Origin of the sequence: Corynebacterium sp. NPDC060344, assembly GCF_042725215.1 — a bacterium.
In the GTDB taxonomy this organism is placed as follows: domain Bacteria; phylum Actinomycetota; class Actinomycetes; order Mycobacteriales; family Mycobacteriaceae; genus Corynebacterium.
In genome coordinates this window covers 110,763-125,347 of sequence record NZ_JBHXCS010000006.1, presented here as the reverse complement: position 1 = coordinate 125,347, position 14,585 = coordinate 110,763, and the positions used below count along the sequence as shown (strand labels likewise).

Here is a 14,585-nt window from a genome sequence, read left to right as displayed (position 1 = left end):
CCGGAATTTCACCGGATTCCCCACACCCGAGTCGGGTGGTTGAACGTTTCGCGGGTAGCCTACCCCGCCCGCCGGATCAGGGGTGCCGGGGCACCCCGAACCGGCTCGGCCCGGCTCGGTACCGGCTCTGCCCCGGGATCAGCCCAGCCCGAAGCCCTGCAGCTGCGGCAGGCCCGGGATCGTGGCCTGCTGCGGCAATGCGGGCAGAGCCTGTGCCGGGGCCGCGGGGGCGGCGGGAGCACCGGGCGCGGCGGGCGCTTCCGGAGTGCCGGGAGCCCCGGGAGCCGACGGCGAGCCCGGCAGCTCCGGCATGCCCGGCATGCCCGGGACTTCGGGAAGCTGCGGGGTCAGGGATCCGGGCACGCCCGGGATCGGCGAACCGGGGTGCGCCGGGGCCAGGCGCTCCCACAGGAAGTCCACGACCTGGACCACGTTGGCCAGCAGCGCCGGGCCGTGGCCGACGGCGATCTGGCCCGGGATCATCGGCGTCTGGTCCTCGACGTAGGTCAGCGGCGCGCCCTTGGCCTGCCAGGTGTCGCGCAGCTCGCGGACCTGGCCGATCGGGATGACGTCGTCGCCGACGGAGCTGTAGAGCATCGTGGGCACCGCCGGCGTGCCCTTGCCCAGCTTCTGCCGCTCGAGCTCGGCGGTGATCTCCGGGAAGCGGGCCAGCACCTCCTTGAGCGAGGACCCGTCGACGGTCAGCGTCCGGGTGTCGGTGAAACCGGAGTTGAGGATCGTGCCCACGACGCAGGCCTCGTTGTTCGCGTCGAGCCACTGGCGGCCGCGGTCGTTGAGGATGTCGTTGTAGATCTCGTCGCGAAGCTCCGGGTCCTTGCTGAGCACGCCGTTGGCCGCGTAGGCCAGCACGCCCATGAGCAGGCCGCCGTCGACGGAGTCGAGCACGGCGTTGAGGTCCGACGGCGGCGCACCGGCCGCGGCGGCGACGATGTTGAGCTCCGGGGCGTAGGTCATCTCGTGCTCTGCGGCCCAACCCGCCGCCGAGCCTCCCTGCGAGTAGCCGTAGATGGCGGTCGGCGCGTCGGTGGCATCGCCGAGCTCGCGGGCGGCCACGCCGGCGTCGAGCAGCGACTGGCCGGAGGCGATGTTGTCCACGTACTGCGACGTGCCGTCGTCGAGGCTGCGGTGGTGGTCGATCATGATCACCGAGGCGCCGCGGTCGACGTGGTCCTTCATGAAGATCGCCTCGTAGGACAGCGACGCGTCCGGCGGGGTGCCGAAGAACCCGATGCCGGCGGCCGGGGCCTGCGACGGATCGCACTTGACGCCCATCCCCTGCGTGCCCGGCGCGATGAGCACCACCGGGCGCGGGCCCGGCCCGGTCCACGGCGTGCGCGGGGTGACGCGGATGGCGGAGTCGACGGTCGCCCGGCCCTGCGAGTCGGTGGAGCGGTAACTGAACCGTTGGGCGTCGGCGTTCCAGGCGTCGTTGCCGCCGGCGATCTCGAAGGGGCCCTGGTCGACGAGGGCGCCGGCGCCCGCGGCGCGCGCCGGGATCTCCGGGAACGGGCCCAGCGCGTGCGCGGCGGGAGCGGCGGCGAGGACGAGGGCGGCGGACGTGCCGAGTGCGAGGACCGTGCGGCGAAGGCGGATCATGAGCGACTCCTGGTCGGTTGTGCGTGTGCGGGGAGGGCGTCACCCGCCGTGCGGGAGAAGCATTGTGACGGAGGTTACAGTTTCGTAAGTTCCCGATGTTCGTTTCCGGCAAAAATGGTGTGCGCGATTCACGCCGGGTGCGCCGGGACGTCGCAAAGCAGTCCCTTCGCGGTCCCGGCCCCGACGTATGATCGGGGCATGGACACCCCCGCCAACCAGCCCGAATCCCCCCGCCCCGACCGCGACCGCCCGGACGGGTGCCCGGGCGCCCGGCGCGTGCACGTCGCCGCGGACGGCGCGATCGGCCGCCTGCGATTCCCGGGTGGTTCCCTGCCCGCGCCGGGCTTTACCGTGCTCGCCGACCTCGCCGACAACTTCGGCGATGGCGACATCCACTTCACCTCCCGCGGCAACGTGCAGATCCGCGGCATCCGCGACGTGTCCGGCTTCGCCGATGCCGCCGAGGAAGCCGGCATGCTCCCCCACCCGGCGCACGACCGCGTGCGCAACATCCTGCAGTCCCCCATGTCCGGCCGCGTCGGCGGGCTCGACGACGTCTCCGAGATGGTGCACGCCTTCGACGACGCCCTGTGCGCCGACGAGTCGCTGGCGGCGCTTCCGGGGCGCACTCTTTTCGCGCTTGACGACGGCCGCGGGGACGTCCTCGGAGAATCCCCCGACCTCGGCCTGGTCGCGCTCGGCGGGGGCGAATTCGAGCTCGTCGTCGCCGGGGCGCCGTGCGGTGTGTCCGTGCCTCGCGGGCGCGCGGTGCCGCTGCTGCTGTCGGCGACGCGGGCGTGGGCCGAGGTGCGCGGCGAGGCGTGGCGCGTGGCGGAATCGGGCCTGGCCGGGGCCGTGATCGAGATGGCCGCCGAGGCGATGGGCGTGGAGATCGGCGAGGCCTCCGACGCCGAGTCCTTCGCCTTCGCCCATCCCGGCACCGAGCAGATCGGGTGGATCGACCAGCCCGATGGCCTGGTGAGCCTGTCGGCGGGCCTGCGCTTCGGCATCCTGCCCGCTCGGCTGGCCCGCGCCATCGCACAGACTCGAGTCCCGGTCCACGTGACGCCCTGGTACTCGCTGGTCCTGCACGACCTCGACGAGGAGATCGCCGAGCAGGTCGTGCGCGTCCTGGCGCCCAACGGGCTGATCTTCGACCGCAAGTCCACGTGGCTCAACGTCTCGGCGTGCACCGGCCGGCCCGGCTGCCCGAAGTCGCTGGCCGACACCCGCGGCGACGCCGCCCACGCCATCGCCCAGGCCCGGCTGCCCGAGGGGCGCGTGCACTTCTCCGGCTGCGAGCGTCGCTGCGGCAAGCCCAAGGGCGGCTACGTCGACTACCTGGCCACCGGCGACGGCGAGTACGAGGTGACGGCGGTCGATTAGGGGCCCAGCCTGCTCGGGTGCGAGGGCCGCCTGCGTGCTGCGGCCTGCTCGGGTGCGCCTGATCGGTGTTCGGGTTCGGCCGTGGCTTAACCTGTTCCCATGACAGGCTTCGACTACGTGACCGACGGCTCGGCGATCTACCGGGAGTCGTTTTCCATCATCCGCGCAGAGTCCGACCTGGGGCGTTTCTCGCCCGAGGAGGAAGTCGTCGCCGTGCGCATGATCCACGCCGCCGGCCAGACGGATTTGGCCGGTGACATCGTCTTCTCCCCCGGTGCCGTTGCCGCCGCCCGTTCGGCGCTGGAGGCGGGCAAGCCGATTTTCACCGACGTCACCATGATCGCCTCGGGCATCACGCGCAAGCGGCTGCCCGCGGACAACCAGGTGATTTGCACGCTCAACGACGAGCGCACGCGGGCGCTGGCCGCGGAACTGGGCACCACCCGCACCGCGGCGGCCGTCGACCTGTGGGGCGAGCAGCTCGAGGGCGCGGTCGTCGCCATCGGCAACGCCCCGACCGCCCTGTACCACCTGCTCGATCGCCTGCGCGCCGGCGAGTTGCCCATGCCCGCGGCGATCCTGGCCATCCCCGTCGGATTCGTCGGCGCGGCCGAGTCGAAGCAGGCGACCATCGACGTCGCACCGCAGATCCCGGGCCTGGAGTACATCACCGTCACCGGTCGCCGCGGCGGGTCGGCCATCACGTGCGCGGCCCTCAACGCGCTGGCCACGAAGCGGGAGATCCTGCCGTGAGCCGGCCCGGGAACCAGCGCACCGTCGAACCCGGCCACCTCTACGGCGTGGGCCTGGGCCCCGGCGATCCGGGCTTGATCACGCGCCGTGGCGCGGAGATCATCGCGGCCGCCGACGTCGTCGCCTTCCACGCGGGCCCGCATGGGCGCTCGACGGCCCGGCGCATCGCCTCGGAGCTTCTCGACGCCCGCCCGCACCCTGCCACCGAGGAACTCCTCGTCTACCCCGTCACCCGCGGCGGCGGCGACGATGGCGGCTACGCCGAGGCGATGGGCGCCTTCTACGCCGAGGCGACGCAGCGGCTGGCCGGGCACCTGTCCGCCGGGCGTTCGGTGGCGGTGCTCTCGCTGGGCGATCCCATGCTCTACAGCTCCTACCAGCACCTTCATCGCGCGCTGGAGCCTGATTTCCCGGCCCACGTCGTCCCGGGCGTGCCCAGCGTCACCGCCGCGTCGTGCGAGTTGGCGCATCCGCTGGCCGAGGGCACCGACATCCTGTCGATCCTGCCCGCCACCGCCGGCCGCGACCGGTTGGCGGCGGCGGCGCGGGCGGCGGATTGCCTGGTGATCATGAAGCTCGGCGGCCACGTCGACGAGGTCCGCGACATCCTCCGCGAGACCGGGATGCTCGACCGCGCCCGCGTCGTCGCCCGCGCCACGATGGGCGACGGCTGGACCGCCGCCCTCGCCGACGTCGACCCCGCGGACGTGCCCTACTTCGCGGTGGTGGTCGTCGGAACTTTGCTTGCCGACGGCCCCGACACCGGCGTCCGCGTCGCCTCCCGCATCGGTGCAGGTGCGGGCGCCATCGCCGAAGCTTCGGCCGGCTCCTCCCCTGCTTCCACCCTGGCCTCCGTCGACGTGGATGCGGGCCGCGGCACCGGCATGGGCGAGGTCGTCGTCATTGGCCTGGGCCCCGGCCCCGACCGGTGGCTGACGCCGGAGGCGGCCGCCGAACTCGATCGCGCCACCGACGTCGTCGGCTACTCCACCTACGTCGCCCGCGTGCCCGAGCACCCGGGGCGGACCAAGCACATGTCCGACAACCGCGTCGAGGGCGAGCGCGCCGCGATGGCGCTGGACCTGGCCAAGAACGGCGCCCGAGTGGCCGTCGTCAGCTCCGGCGACGCAGGGGTGTTCGCCATGGCCGCCGCCGTGCTGGAAACCGCCGACGACGACAACTGGCGCGACGTGCCCGTGCGCATCGTGCCCGGCATGACCGCCGCCCAGGCGGTAGCGAGCCGCGTCGGCGCCCCGCTGGGCCATGATTTCGCCATGTTGTCGCTGTCGGATCGCCTGAAGCCGTGGGCGACCGTCGAAAAGCGACTGCGTGCCGTACTCGGCGCGGACATGGCCTTTGCGGTGTACAACCCGGCGTCGAAGTCGCGGCGCGCCCAGGTCGTGGCGCTGCGCGACCTCGTCGCCGAGTACCGCGAGCCGCAGACGCCCGTCATCGTCGCGCGTGCGGTGGGTGCGCCGGAGGAGAAGGTCACCGTCACCACCGTCGCCGAGCTCGACCCGGAGGTCGTGGACATGCGCACCATGCTCATCGTCGGTGCGTCGTCCACCAAGGCTTACGACGGCGTGGATGGCGTCCGCGTGTACACCGCCCGCCACTACGGCGGAGGCGGGTTCGCCGGGACCGGGGCGCTCGGCGGGGACAGGTAGCCGACGGTAGCGTCGGGCCCATGACGTACTGGCTCTTCGACATCGACGGCACCCTCGTCGACTCGACCCCCGCAGTCGAGCGTTCGTGGCGGACGTGGGCGACCGAGAACGGCTTCGACGGCGACGAGATCCTCGCGGTCAGCCACGGGCGGCGCACCGAGGACACCCTGGCCGATTTGCTCGCCCCCGACCTCGTCCGGCCCGCCTACCTGCGCATGTCCGAGCTCGAGATGGGCGACCTCGACTCCGTCGTCGCCCTGCCCGGTGCCGCGGAATTGCTCGCATCGCTGCCCCGCGACCGATGGGCGGCCGTGACGTCCGGGGCGCGGGAGTTGATGAGCGCCCGCCTCACCGCCGCCGGCCTGCCCGTGCCCGACGTGATGGTCACCGCCGAGGACGTCGAGGCCGGCAAACCCGACCCCGCGGGCTATCTGCTCGCGGCGGAGCAACTCGGCGCCGAACCGTCGGATTGCCTGGTCATCGAGGACGCTCCCGCCGGCCTCGAAGCCGGAACGCGCGCAGGGTGCAGGGTCATCGCCGTGGCCACGTCGCACGCACCGGAGCAGCTGGCCGGCTACGACGTCATCCCCGATCTGACTCACCTGCGCCCGGAGCTTTTCTAGGCGCCGAGGGCTGCGCTCCGCGGTGTTGGGCGGCGCATGCGGCGCCGGGCGGTCCGAAAGGCGCGGGGCGGCGTCAGAAAGTGCACATTTTCGGCGGCCCGAAAATCGCGACCTGGGGTTTTGCAAAGCGGTGGTAGTACTTTGCGACGCTTTGGCCAGCTCTTGGCGGACCCGCCGCCGCCCCCTGCCAGCTGCGTAGTGCCAAATGGTCAACGCTCCCGAGTAGCAGGTTTGACCACCTGCGGTTTTCGGGTGGTCGATGTGGGAGCGTTGACCATACGACACTAAGGCCAATCCGGACCGCCGGCGATGGAGGCCGACGGCGTCTGGCGGCTCCGGGCGGTGTGGAACCGCGCGGGACGGTCCGGTGTGTGTGGCGCCGGGCGGTCCGAAAGGCGCGGGCGGCGTCGGAAAGTGCACATTTTCGGCGCCCCAAAAATCGCGACCTGGGGTTTTGCAAAGCGGTGGTAGTACTTCGCGACGCCTGGTTCGACGCGGACGACAATGTAGCGCAAATGCAGCCCCGCAAATTCGGCGTCGCAGGTGACTTGGGCTGCGGAGCGACCTTCGCGCAGCAGACGGCGCCGCGGCCGCGGCGGCTCGGCCCCGCAGCTGCTCTCGGCCGTGGCGCGACCGCCGCGGAGCTACACCCGCCCGCGCGTGACCGCGGTGAACGCCCGGTCGACGGAGTCGGCGACGTAGGCGATGCCCTTGCCGGGCAGCTCCGGGCGCTGGACCATGATCACCGGATTGCGCAGGTCGCGGGCCGCCTCGATCTTGGCGTAGGTCTGGGCGCCGCCGGAATTCTTGGTCACCAGGCAGTCCACGGCGTAGTCGCGCATGAGCTTGCGCTCGCCGGCGACGTCGAAGGGGCCGCGGTTGAGCAGCACCTTGCGGTTGCGCGGCAGCGGTCCCGTCGGCTGCTCGACGCAGCGGATCAGGTACCGCCCCTGGTCATCGGCGGCAAACGCCGACAACTGCTGGCGGCCGATGGTCAAGAACGGCGCGGCGAACCGGGTGCGCGCAAGCTCCGCGGCCGCGGCCATGTCGGGCACCTCCAGCCAGGCGTCGCCACGCTCCTTCTCCCACGGTGGCCGGTGCAGGGCGACCAGCGGCAGGCCGGTGGCGCGGGCGGCTTCGGCGGCCGACGCGCTGATGCGTTCGGCAAAGGGGTGGGTGGCGTCGATGATGACTTCGGTGGCGTCGGCAAGCAACCACTTGGTCAGACCCGCGGGCCCGCCGAAACCCCCGATGCGCACGTGGCCGACGGGCAGCTTCGGCTCGGCCACCCGCCCGGCCAGCGACGACGTGACGTGCCAGCCGGCGTCGACGAGGCGCGCGGCCAGTGCCCGGGCTTCGCCGGTGCCGCCGAGGATCAGTGCGCGCACGTCAGGGTCCTCCCCTCGTCGTCGCGGGGGCGGCCGTCGGAGTAAAGGTAGCTGTCCGGGAAGCCCTCGGCGCCGAGCACGCGCCCGACGACGATGACCGCCGTCCGCGTCACGCCCGCGCCCTTGACCTGCGCCGCGATGTCGCCGAGCGTGCCGCGCAGGATGGTCTCCTCCGGCCGCGAGGCGAACGCCACCACGGCCACGGGGCAGTCGGCGCCGTAGTTCGGCTCGAGCTCGGCGACGACGCGGTCGATGTCGTGGGCGGCCAGGTGGATGCACAGCGTCGCGCCGGTGCGCCCGAAGTTGTCCAGGGTCTCGCCCTCCGGCATCGCCGACGCGCGGCCGGAGACGCGGGTGAGGATCACCGACTGCCCCACCGTCGGCACCGTCAACTCGTGGCCCAGCGCCGCGGCGACGGCGGAAAACGACGCCACGCCGGGCACGATCTCGTAGTCGATGCCCGCCGCCGTCAGCCGTCGCGCCTGCTCGGCCAGCGCCGACCACACGGACGGGTCGCCGGATTGCAGGCGGGCGACGTCCTTGCCCTCGGCGTGGGCCCGGGCGATCACCTCGACGATGTCCTCCAGCGGCATCCGCGCGGTGTTGATCACCTCGGCGTCGGCGGGGCAGTTTTCCAGCACCTCCGGCGGCACGATCGACCCGGCGTAGAGGCACACCGGGCAGGACCTGATCAGGCGGTCGGCGCGCAGCGTCAGCAGATCGGCCGCGCCCGGCCCCGCCCCGATGAAGTACACGGTCACTGGTGCTGCTCCCCTTCCGCGCCCGTCCGGGCGGATTCTGCTTCTGCTTGGGCTTCTGGTCGGCCTTCGGCCTTGCTTTGCGACGGCCCATCCACAACCCATTGGACCACCGGCAACGCCGGCCGCCACGCCGTGAACGACCCAACCTTACCGGCGCGCTCGACGCCGATCCGGTGGACCTCGCCGCCGAAGCGCGCCCGCGCGGCCCACAGCACCGCCTCCGATTCGAGGGTGACGGTGTTGGCCACCAGCCGCCCGCCCGGCGCGAGCGCGGCGACGCAGGCGTCGATCATGCCCTCGGCGGTGAGGCCGCCGCCGATGAAGATGGCGTCGGGGGCTTGGGTGGGGGCGGGAGCCTGGGCAGTGTCGTCGTCAAGCGAGCCCAGGACCTGCGGCGCAGAGCCGTGGACGACCCGCACCCCGCCGGACAAGGCGGCGGCGTTGTCGCGGATGCGCCCGGCGCGGGCGGCGTCGCGCTCGATGCAGATCGCGCGGCCGCCGTGGCGGGCCCATTCGATGGCGATGGAGCCGGTGCCGCCGCCGACGTCCCACAACAGCGCGCCGGGGCGCGGGCCGAGCGCGGCGACGGTGAGCTCGCGGATGGGGCTTTTGGTCAGCTGGCCGTCGGTGTCGAAGGCGGTGTCCAGAAGCCAGCCGCGGGCTGGCCCGGCCGGTTCGACGGCGAGGATGGTCAGGTTGCCGGCCGGCTGCGGGGGCTTTGCGACGGTCCCCCGTGCGACGCTTTCCGGGCAGGGGCCGGTCTCGCCGCCGCCGACGTTGGTCAGCGCGGTGAGGATGGTGTCCGGGCGGTCGGACAGCGCATCGGCGACGAGGGCGACGGAGCCGGCGTCGCGGCACAGGACGAGGAACGGGCGGCCGGCGTCGGCGAGGGGAACGACTGCGCCGGCCCCATCGGCTCCGGCGGGGCCGGTGACCAGCGAGACCACCGGCGTGCGGTCGAGCGCCCAACCCAGGCGCGCGCATGCCAGGGACGCCGACGATGGCGCCGGGAAGACCTCGATCGCATCGGCGCCGAGCTCGCGCACCAGCGTCGTGCCGATGCCGTGGAACATCGGGTCGCCGCTGGCCAGGATGACGTCGGTGGCCGGGTCGAGATCGCCGAGGACCTCGCCCCAGCGGCGCCAATATCTTTCCGGCCAGGTGACGCGCTCGGCGGTGATGGCGGGTGCTGTGTTGGCGGGTGCGGTGGACGGGGTGTGGGCCGGGACGTCGAGAAGCTCCAGCTGCCGGGGCGCGCCGATGATGCGGCGCGCGTCGGCGAGCACCGCCAGCGCGCGCATGGTCTGCCCGCCGAGCCCGTCGCAGCCGATGCCGACCACGCGGAATCGGTGGCGGTGGCGGTGGCCGACGCTCATCGCGGCATCTTCCTCCAGATGGACCGCGGCGTGAACCGGGTGGCGCGGGCGAGGAAGCCCAGGCGCGCGGGGATCCACACGTCGAGCTTGCGGCCGTCAAGCGCGGTGACCGACGCTTCGGCGACCTGGGCGGGCGTCGACGACATCGGGGCCGGCGACATGCCCTCGGTCATGCGGCCGACGACGAAACCGGGCCGCGCGATGGTCAACTGCACCGGCCCGCCGTGGATGCGGTCCTGCATCCCCTGCAGGAAACCGTCCAGACCGGCCTTCGCCGAGCCGTAGACGTAGTTGGCGCGGCGGACGCGGGCGCCGGCGATGGAGGAAAACGCGAGGATGCGCCCGGCCACGCCATCGCGCACCGGGAGTTCGCCGGACTGCGCCGCGGCGGTCATCCGGGCGACGAGCTCCGTGGCGATGGCCGCATGGGCCGTGAAGTCGGTGTGGATGATGCGGGCGGCCTCGGCGCCCGACGCCTCGCACGCGGCCTGGTCGCCGAGGATGCCGAAGGCGATGACGGCGGTTTCCACCGGATCATTCGCCCACGCCTCGTCCAGGACCCTGCGGTGCGACTCGAGGTCGTCGGCGTCGAAGTAGAGCCGGTGGACGGCCACGGCGCCGGCGTCGGTGAGGCGCTTGGCGATGCCATCGAGCGCATCGACGCGCCGGGCCGCCAGCGTCACCGTGTTGTGGTTGGCCAGGCGCGCGGCGACCTCGCCGCCGATATCGCTGGTGCCGCCCAGGATGAGCACGTGCCCCATCGCTACTTCTCCCCCGCCACCAGCTCGTGCGGGCCCCGATTGAGCGACTCGCAGCCGTCTTCGGTGACCACGACGATGTCCTCGAGCCGCATGCCGAAGTCGCCCTCGAAGTACAGCCCCGGCTCGACGGAAAACGCCATGCCCGGCTCGAGCACGAGGTCGTTGCCCTCCATGATGAACGGCTCCTCGTGCAGGCTCAGGCCGATGCCGTGGCCGGTGCGGTGGATGAAGGCCTCGCCATGGCCCTTGGCAGCGATGGCGTCGCGGGCGGCGGCGTCGATGGATGCGGCGGTCACGCCCGGGCGAACCGCCGCGACGGCCGCCTCCTGGGCGGCGCGCAGGATCTCCCACGCCGCGGCCGCGCGCTCCGGCGCCTGCCCGATGACGTAGGTGCGGGTGCAATCGGAGTGGTAGCCCACTCCCCAGGTGCCGCCGATGTCGACGACCACGACGTCACCGTCGTCAAGCGTCCTGTCCGAGAAGTCGTGGTGGGGATTGGCGCCGTTGGGCCCGGACCCGACGATGATGAAGTCGACCGCCGTATGGCCCTCCTCGAGGATCGCGTCATTGAGCTCCGCGGCGACGTCGGCCTCGGTCCGCCCGGCGCGCAGCATGCCCGGCACGCGGGCGTGGACCCGGTCGATGGCCGCGGCGGCGTCGCGCAGCTCATCGACCTCCGCGGCATCCTTGCGCATGAACAGCTCGCGCAGCGTCTCGCCGGCCAGCACCGCGCGGGCGCCGGTGTGCTCGAGGATCGGCAGCAGATGATCGGCGGTCAGCGACGCGCCGACGCCGAGGACCGGCTGGCCGTCCTTCGCATCCAGCGCGAGCCGGTCGGCGACGATGCGGTGCGGATTCTCTCCGTCGGTCCACAGCACCACCTCGACGTCGAGGTCCGGCACCGCCGAGGCCGGCAGATCGCCACGCTCGACGGCGGGCAGGACGAGCACGGGGCGGGAGGCGGCGCCGCCGTCCGCCTCCTCGCCCGCTCGCCCTGCGGCGGGCACGACCAGCGCGGTGAGCCGCTCGTGCGAGCTGACCTTCGACCCGATGAGGTACTCCAAGTCGGGGCCCGTGCCGAAGACCAGCCCGCCGATGCCGCGCTCGGCGGCCAACCCGGCGGCGCGGTCGAGCCGCGACGCGTACACCTGGGAAGCAAAGAGTGATTCCGTCATATCGACCACGATAACCCCCGACGAAGGTATTTTGACCCCATGAACTACCGCCCGGACCCGTTGACCAGGATCATCGCCAAAGCAGGCCGAGGCATCATGTCGTTGCCGCTGCCGTTGCTGCGTCTGGTGGCGCGGCCGCCGCGCAATGGGCGGGGGTATCTGCTCGACGCCGACGTGGCCATGTCGCTGGCGCTGCTGAAGATCATCGGCTCCGGCAAGGGCATCGGCGAGCTGCCCGCCGCCGAGGCACGCGAGGAGATCGACCGCGAGGCGTTCCTCGCCGCGGGGCCGCGTCCGAAGGTCCGCACGCGCGACGAGAAGATCGCCGGGGTCCCGGTGCGCAGGTACTTCGGTTTTCCGCTTGCCGACGCCACCGCTCCCGCCGTCATCTATCTCCATGGCGGAGGGTGGGCGCTGGGATCGCTGGATTCCCACGACGCCCCGTGCCTGCGCCTGGCGGAGGTCGCCGGCGTCGACGTCATCTCCGTCGACTACCGCCTGGCTCCCGAGCATCCCTTCCCCGCGGGCCTCGACGACGTGATGGCCGTGTACGGGGAGTTGGTCGGTGGTGGCGCTGATGGGGGCGATGGAGCTGGCGGTGGTGGTGATGGTGCCGGTGGAGGTGGCGGCCGCCGGGTGGCCGTTATCGGCGACTCGGCCGGCGCGAACTTCGCCGCCGTCGTGTGCCTGGAGGCCAAGCGGCTGGGGCTGCCGCAGCCGGCGCTGCAGGGGCTGCTCGCCCCGGTGACGGACATGACCGCGTGGATCGGCGATCGCGAGGGATGGTCGGACAGTGGCCGCGAGTTCGCCGAAGGGTACTTTCTCACCTCCGCCGACATGTCCGCCTACGCCGACCTGTACATCGGCGATGGCGCGCCGGGCTCGGCCTCGCCGGAAGTGGCCGCCGACCCGCGCGTATCTCCCCTTTTCGCCGAGGATCTGTCCGGCCTCGCCCCGGCGTTCATGGCGCTGGGCGGCTTCGATCCGCTCCGCGACGAGGGCGAGGCCTACGCCGCCCGCCTCGCCGACGCCGGCGTCCCCGTGACCGTGAAGATGCACCGGGGCATGGTCCACCCCTTCATCAACTCCCCCGGCCTGTGGCGCACCTCGCGCCGGGCCATCGACGAACTCGCCGGCGCCGTGCGCCTGGCCCTGGAGGTCCGCCAGTGATCAACGAACCGAACGCCAACTCCCACGACACCACCCACGGCTCCGCCCACGACGGCTCCGCCCAGGACACCACCCTGAACGACCCCCGCCCGCTGGCCGTGGTCACCGGCGCCGCCTCCGGCATCGGCCGCGGGCTGGCCATCTCCCTGGCCGGCGACGGCTACCGCGTGGCCATGGCCGACCGCAACGCCGCGGGCCTGGCCGACACCGCCGAGGCCGCACACCGCGCCGCCGGGCCGGGACAATCCCCCATCGTCGACTCCACCGAACTGGACATCGCCGAATTCGAGGAGGTGAAGGGGTGGGCGGACGGTGTCGTCGTCAAGCATGGCGCACCCCGGGACGTGTACAACGCCGCCGGGATCTCCGTGTGGGGCGACCCGACGACGCTGCCGCACGCGAAGTGGCGCGGGGTCATCGACATCAACCTCATGGGCACCATCCACATGGTCGAGGCATTCACCCCCGCCATGGCCGAGGCTGGGCGCGGGCGGCTGGTGTGCGTGTCCTCGGCCGCCGGCATCCTGGGGCTGCCGTGGCACGGCGCCTACTCCGCGTCGAAGGCCGGCGTGCTCGGGCTGTGCGAGGTGCTGCGTTTCGACCTCGCGCCCAAGGGGATCTCCGTCCACGCCGTCGCGCCGGGCGCCGTGGACACGCCGCTGGTGCGCACCATCGACATCGACGGCATCGACCGCAACGCCAAGCGCGTGGCCAACGCGACGAAGCTGTTCCAGTCGCACGCGATCTCGCCGGCGAAGGCCGCCGCGATCATCCGCTATGAGGTCGACGCGGGCACGTACCTCATCGCCACCAGCCACGACGTGCCCGTCGGCCGGTGGGCGCAGGTGAACATGCCGTGGGCCTACCGCGGCGTGATGAAGGTCCTGAACCGCGGCCTCCGCTGGGCCGCCGAGGGTGCCGAGGTGGAGCGGGCGGACGAGCGGGCGGACGAGCGGGGCGCGGAGTTCGCGGAATAGCCAGCGGGAGTGCGCGCCCCTACCGCTTCTCGTCCGCGGGCGTGCCCAGGACGTGGAGTGCGGTGGCCAGGCCGTCGTAATGCGTGACCAGCTGCACCAGCGCCACGCACTCGCGGTCGGACAGGTGGCGGGCCAGCTCGGCCCATGCGGCATCATCGACGTCCCGCTTTGCGACGAGCTGATCCGCAACCCCCAACATCGCCCCCCGGCGTCCGCCGAACCCGTGATCGCGGCGATCGACGGCGGCGATTTCCGCGTCGGTCAAGCCCGCACGCTTGCCGATGACCCTGTGATGGTCCCGCTCATAGTCCGCGCCGCGGCCGTGCGCGACGCGCAGGATGACCAGCTCGGTGTCCTGGCGGGACAGCTCGCCGAACGGCATCATCGTCGCGGAGTAGATCAGCCACCCGCGGAACAGGCGCTTCGCGCGGCCGATGGTGGCGAACACGCCCAGTCGCTTGCGGCCCGTGGCGCGGGCGCCGATGGCCTCGATCATGCCGTTGACCAGGCCGAGTTGCTTGCGGGTGCCCGGGCCGGGGCGGCCGCTGGGCAGCGGCGGGCTCGCCGGGCGGTCCAAAGAATTATCGTCCATGAAACCAGGTTAGGCGGGCGATGGATGTTGCGCAGGGGAGCTGCGCAGGAAATCGCCGCGTTCTCCGACTCGGCCCGCCCGTCGCGCTCCCGGGTCATCCCCATCCGCCCCATGCGTCACTCCCCTCGGGTTTCGCCGCCACCCTCACCGTGGCCCAATTCCATCCGCCCCATGCGTCACTCTGGCACCGCGCAGTGGTGATCGCCGGTGCCGCCGGTCGGAGTTATTTGCGTAGCGCAGCCACACGCCGAGTGAACGCCGGTAAAAGCCCAGGACGGAAGATCGTGTGGCTGCATTCTGCAACTAACTCCATCGATCGGCCCGTGAGGTCCTTGCGTA

The 14,585-nt window shown here is 72.4% G+C and carries 13 protein-coding genes; 6 read left to right on the top strand and 7 right to left on the bottom strand.

All coding sequences use genetic code 11. From position 1 onward, the window contains the following. Window positions 1-138 precede the first annotated feature (138 nt). Entirely contained in the window at window positions 139-1,617 is a 1,479-nt protein-coding gene (locus tag ACFWGD_RS08850) for a lipase family protein (RefSeq protein ID WP_377778290.1), read from the bottom strand. A gap of 198 nt (window positions 1,618-1,815) precedes the next feature. On the opposite strand from ACFWGD_RS08850, the gene cobG reads away from it, so the two are divergent. The 4 genes from cobG to ACFWGD_RS08830 all read left to right on the top strand — a co-directional run bounded on the left by cobG (window position 1,816) and on the right by ACFWGD_RS08830 (window position 6,046). Beyond that, window positions 1,816-3,003, top strand: coding sequence for a precorrin-3B synthase (gene cobG, locus ACFWGD_RS08845; protein WP_377778289.1), 1,188 nt, complete (start codon window positions 1,816-1,818; stop codon window positions 3,001-3,003). A 99-nt stretch (window positions 3,004-3,102) separates the two neighbouring features. Further along, the gene (locus ACFWGD_RS08840; RefSeq protein WP_377778288.1) at window positions 3,103-3,756 is read left to right on the top strand and encodes a precorrin-8X methylmutase; all 654 of its coding nucleotides are present in this window, start codon (window positions 3,103-3,105) and stop codon (window positions 3,754-3,756) included. After that, window positions 3,753-5,423 carry a precorrin-3B C(17)-methyltransferase gene (cobJ, locus tag ACFWGD_RS08835; protein WP_377778287.1) on the top strand — a complete coding sequence of 557 codons (1,671 nt, stop codon included), beginning with the start codon at window positions 3,753-3,755 and terminating at the stop codon, window positions 5,421-5,423. Before ACFWGD_RS08840 ends, cobJ begins: the two co-directional genes overlap by 4 nt. Window positions 5,424-5,443: 20 nt before the next feature. Next, the gene (locus tag ACFWGD_RS08830) at window positions 5,444-6,046 is read left to right on the top strand and encodes an HAD family hydrolase (RefSeq protein ID WP_377778286.1); all 603 of its coding nucleotides are present in this window, start codon (window positions 5,444-5,446) and stop codon (window positions 6,044-6,046) included. 644 nt (window positions 6,047-6,690) lie between these two features. On the opposite strand, the gene ACFWGD_RS08825 is transcribed toward ACFWGD_RS08830, so the two are convergent. The 5 genes from ACFWGD_RS08825 to ACFWGD_RS08805 are packed head-to-tail and all read right to left on the bottom strand — an operon-like array spanning window position 6,691 to window position 11,507. Then, on the bottom strand, window positions 6,691-7,434 hold the full coding sequence (locus tag ACFWGD_RS08825) for a cobalt-precorrin-6A reductase (RefSeq protein WP_377778285.1): 744 nt from the start codon (window positions 7,432-7,434) through the stop codon (window positions 6,691-6,693). Continuing rightward, window positions 7,422-8,195 carry a precorrin-4 C(11)-methyltransferase gene (gene cobM, locus ACFWGD_RS08820; protein ID WP_377778284.1) on the bottom strand — a complete coding sequence of 258 codons (774 nt, stop codon included), beginning with the start codon at window positions 8,193-8,195 and terminating at the stop codon, window positions 7,422-7,424. The genes ACFWGD_RS08825 and cobM overlap by 13 nt, the downstream gene beginning before the upstream one ends. Next, entirely contained in the window at window positions 8,192-9,571 is a 1,380-nt protein-coding gene (gene cbiT, locus ACFWGD_RS08815) for a precorrin-6Y C5,15-methyltransferase (decarboxylating) subunit CbiT (RefSeq protein WP_377778283.1), read from the bottom strand. The genes cobM and cbiT overlap by 4 nt, the downstream gene beginning before the upstream one ends. Continuing rightward, window positions 9,568-10,332, bottom strand: a complete 765-nt coding sequence (locus ACFWGD_RS08810) for an SDR family NAD(P)-dependent oxidoreductase (protein ID WP_377778282.1) — start codon at window positions 10,330-10,332, stop codon at window positions 9,568-9,570. Before ACFWGD_RS08810 ends, cbiT begins: the two co-directional genes overlap by 4 nt. Window positions 10,333-10,334: 2 nt before the next feature. Next, window positions 10,335-11,507 carry a M24 family metallopeptidase gene (locus ACFWGD_RS08805; RefSeq protein ID WP_377778281.1) on the bottom strand — a complete coding sequence of 391 codons (1,173 nt, stop codon included), beginning with the start codon at window positions 11,505-11,507 and terminating at the stop codon, window positions 10,335-10,337. Between the two features lie 39 nt (window positions 11,508-11,546). Here ACFWGD_RS08805 and ACFWGD_RS08800 point away from each other — a divergent pair, with 39 nt between their 5' ends. Next, the gene (locus ACFWGD_RS08800; protein ID WP_377778280.1) at window positions 11,547-12,677 is read left to right on the top strand and encodes an alpha/beta hydrolase; all 1,131 of its coding nucleotides are present in this window, start codon (window positions 11,547-11,549) and stop codon (window positions 12,675-12,677) included. 92 nt (window positions 12,678-12,769) lie between these two features. Next, window positions 12,770-13,654, top strand: coding sequence for an SDR family oxidoreductase (locus tag ACFWGD_RS08795; protein ID WP_377778363.1), 885 nt, complete (start codon window positions 12,770-12,772; stop codon window positions 13,652-13,654). A 19-nt stretch (window positions 13,655-13,673) separates the two neighbouring features. Here ACFWGD_RS08795 and ACFWGD_RS08790 read toward each other — a convergent pair whose 3' ends face one another. Next, window positions 13,674-14,246 (bottom strand): carboxymuconolactone decarboxylase family protein, encoded by a 573-nt coding sequence (locus ACFWGD_RS08790; protein ID WP_377778279.1) that lies wholly within the window; start codon window positions 14,244-14,246, stop codon window positions 13,674-13,676. Window positions 14,247-14,585 lie beyond the last annotated feature (339 nt).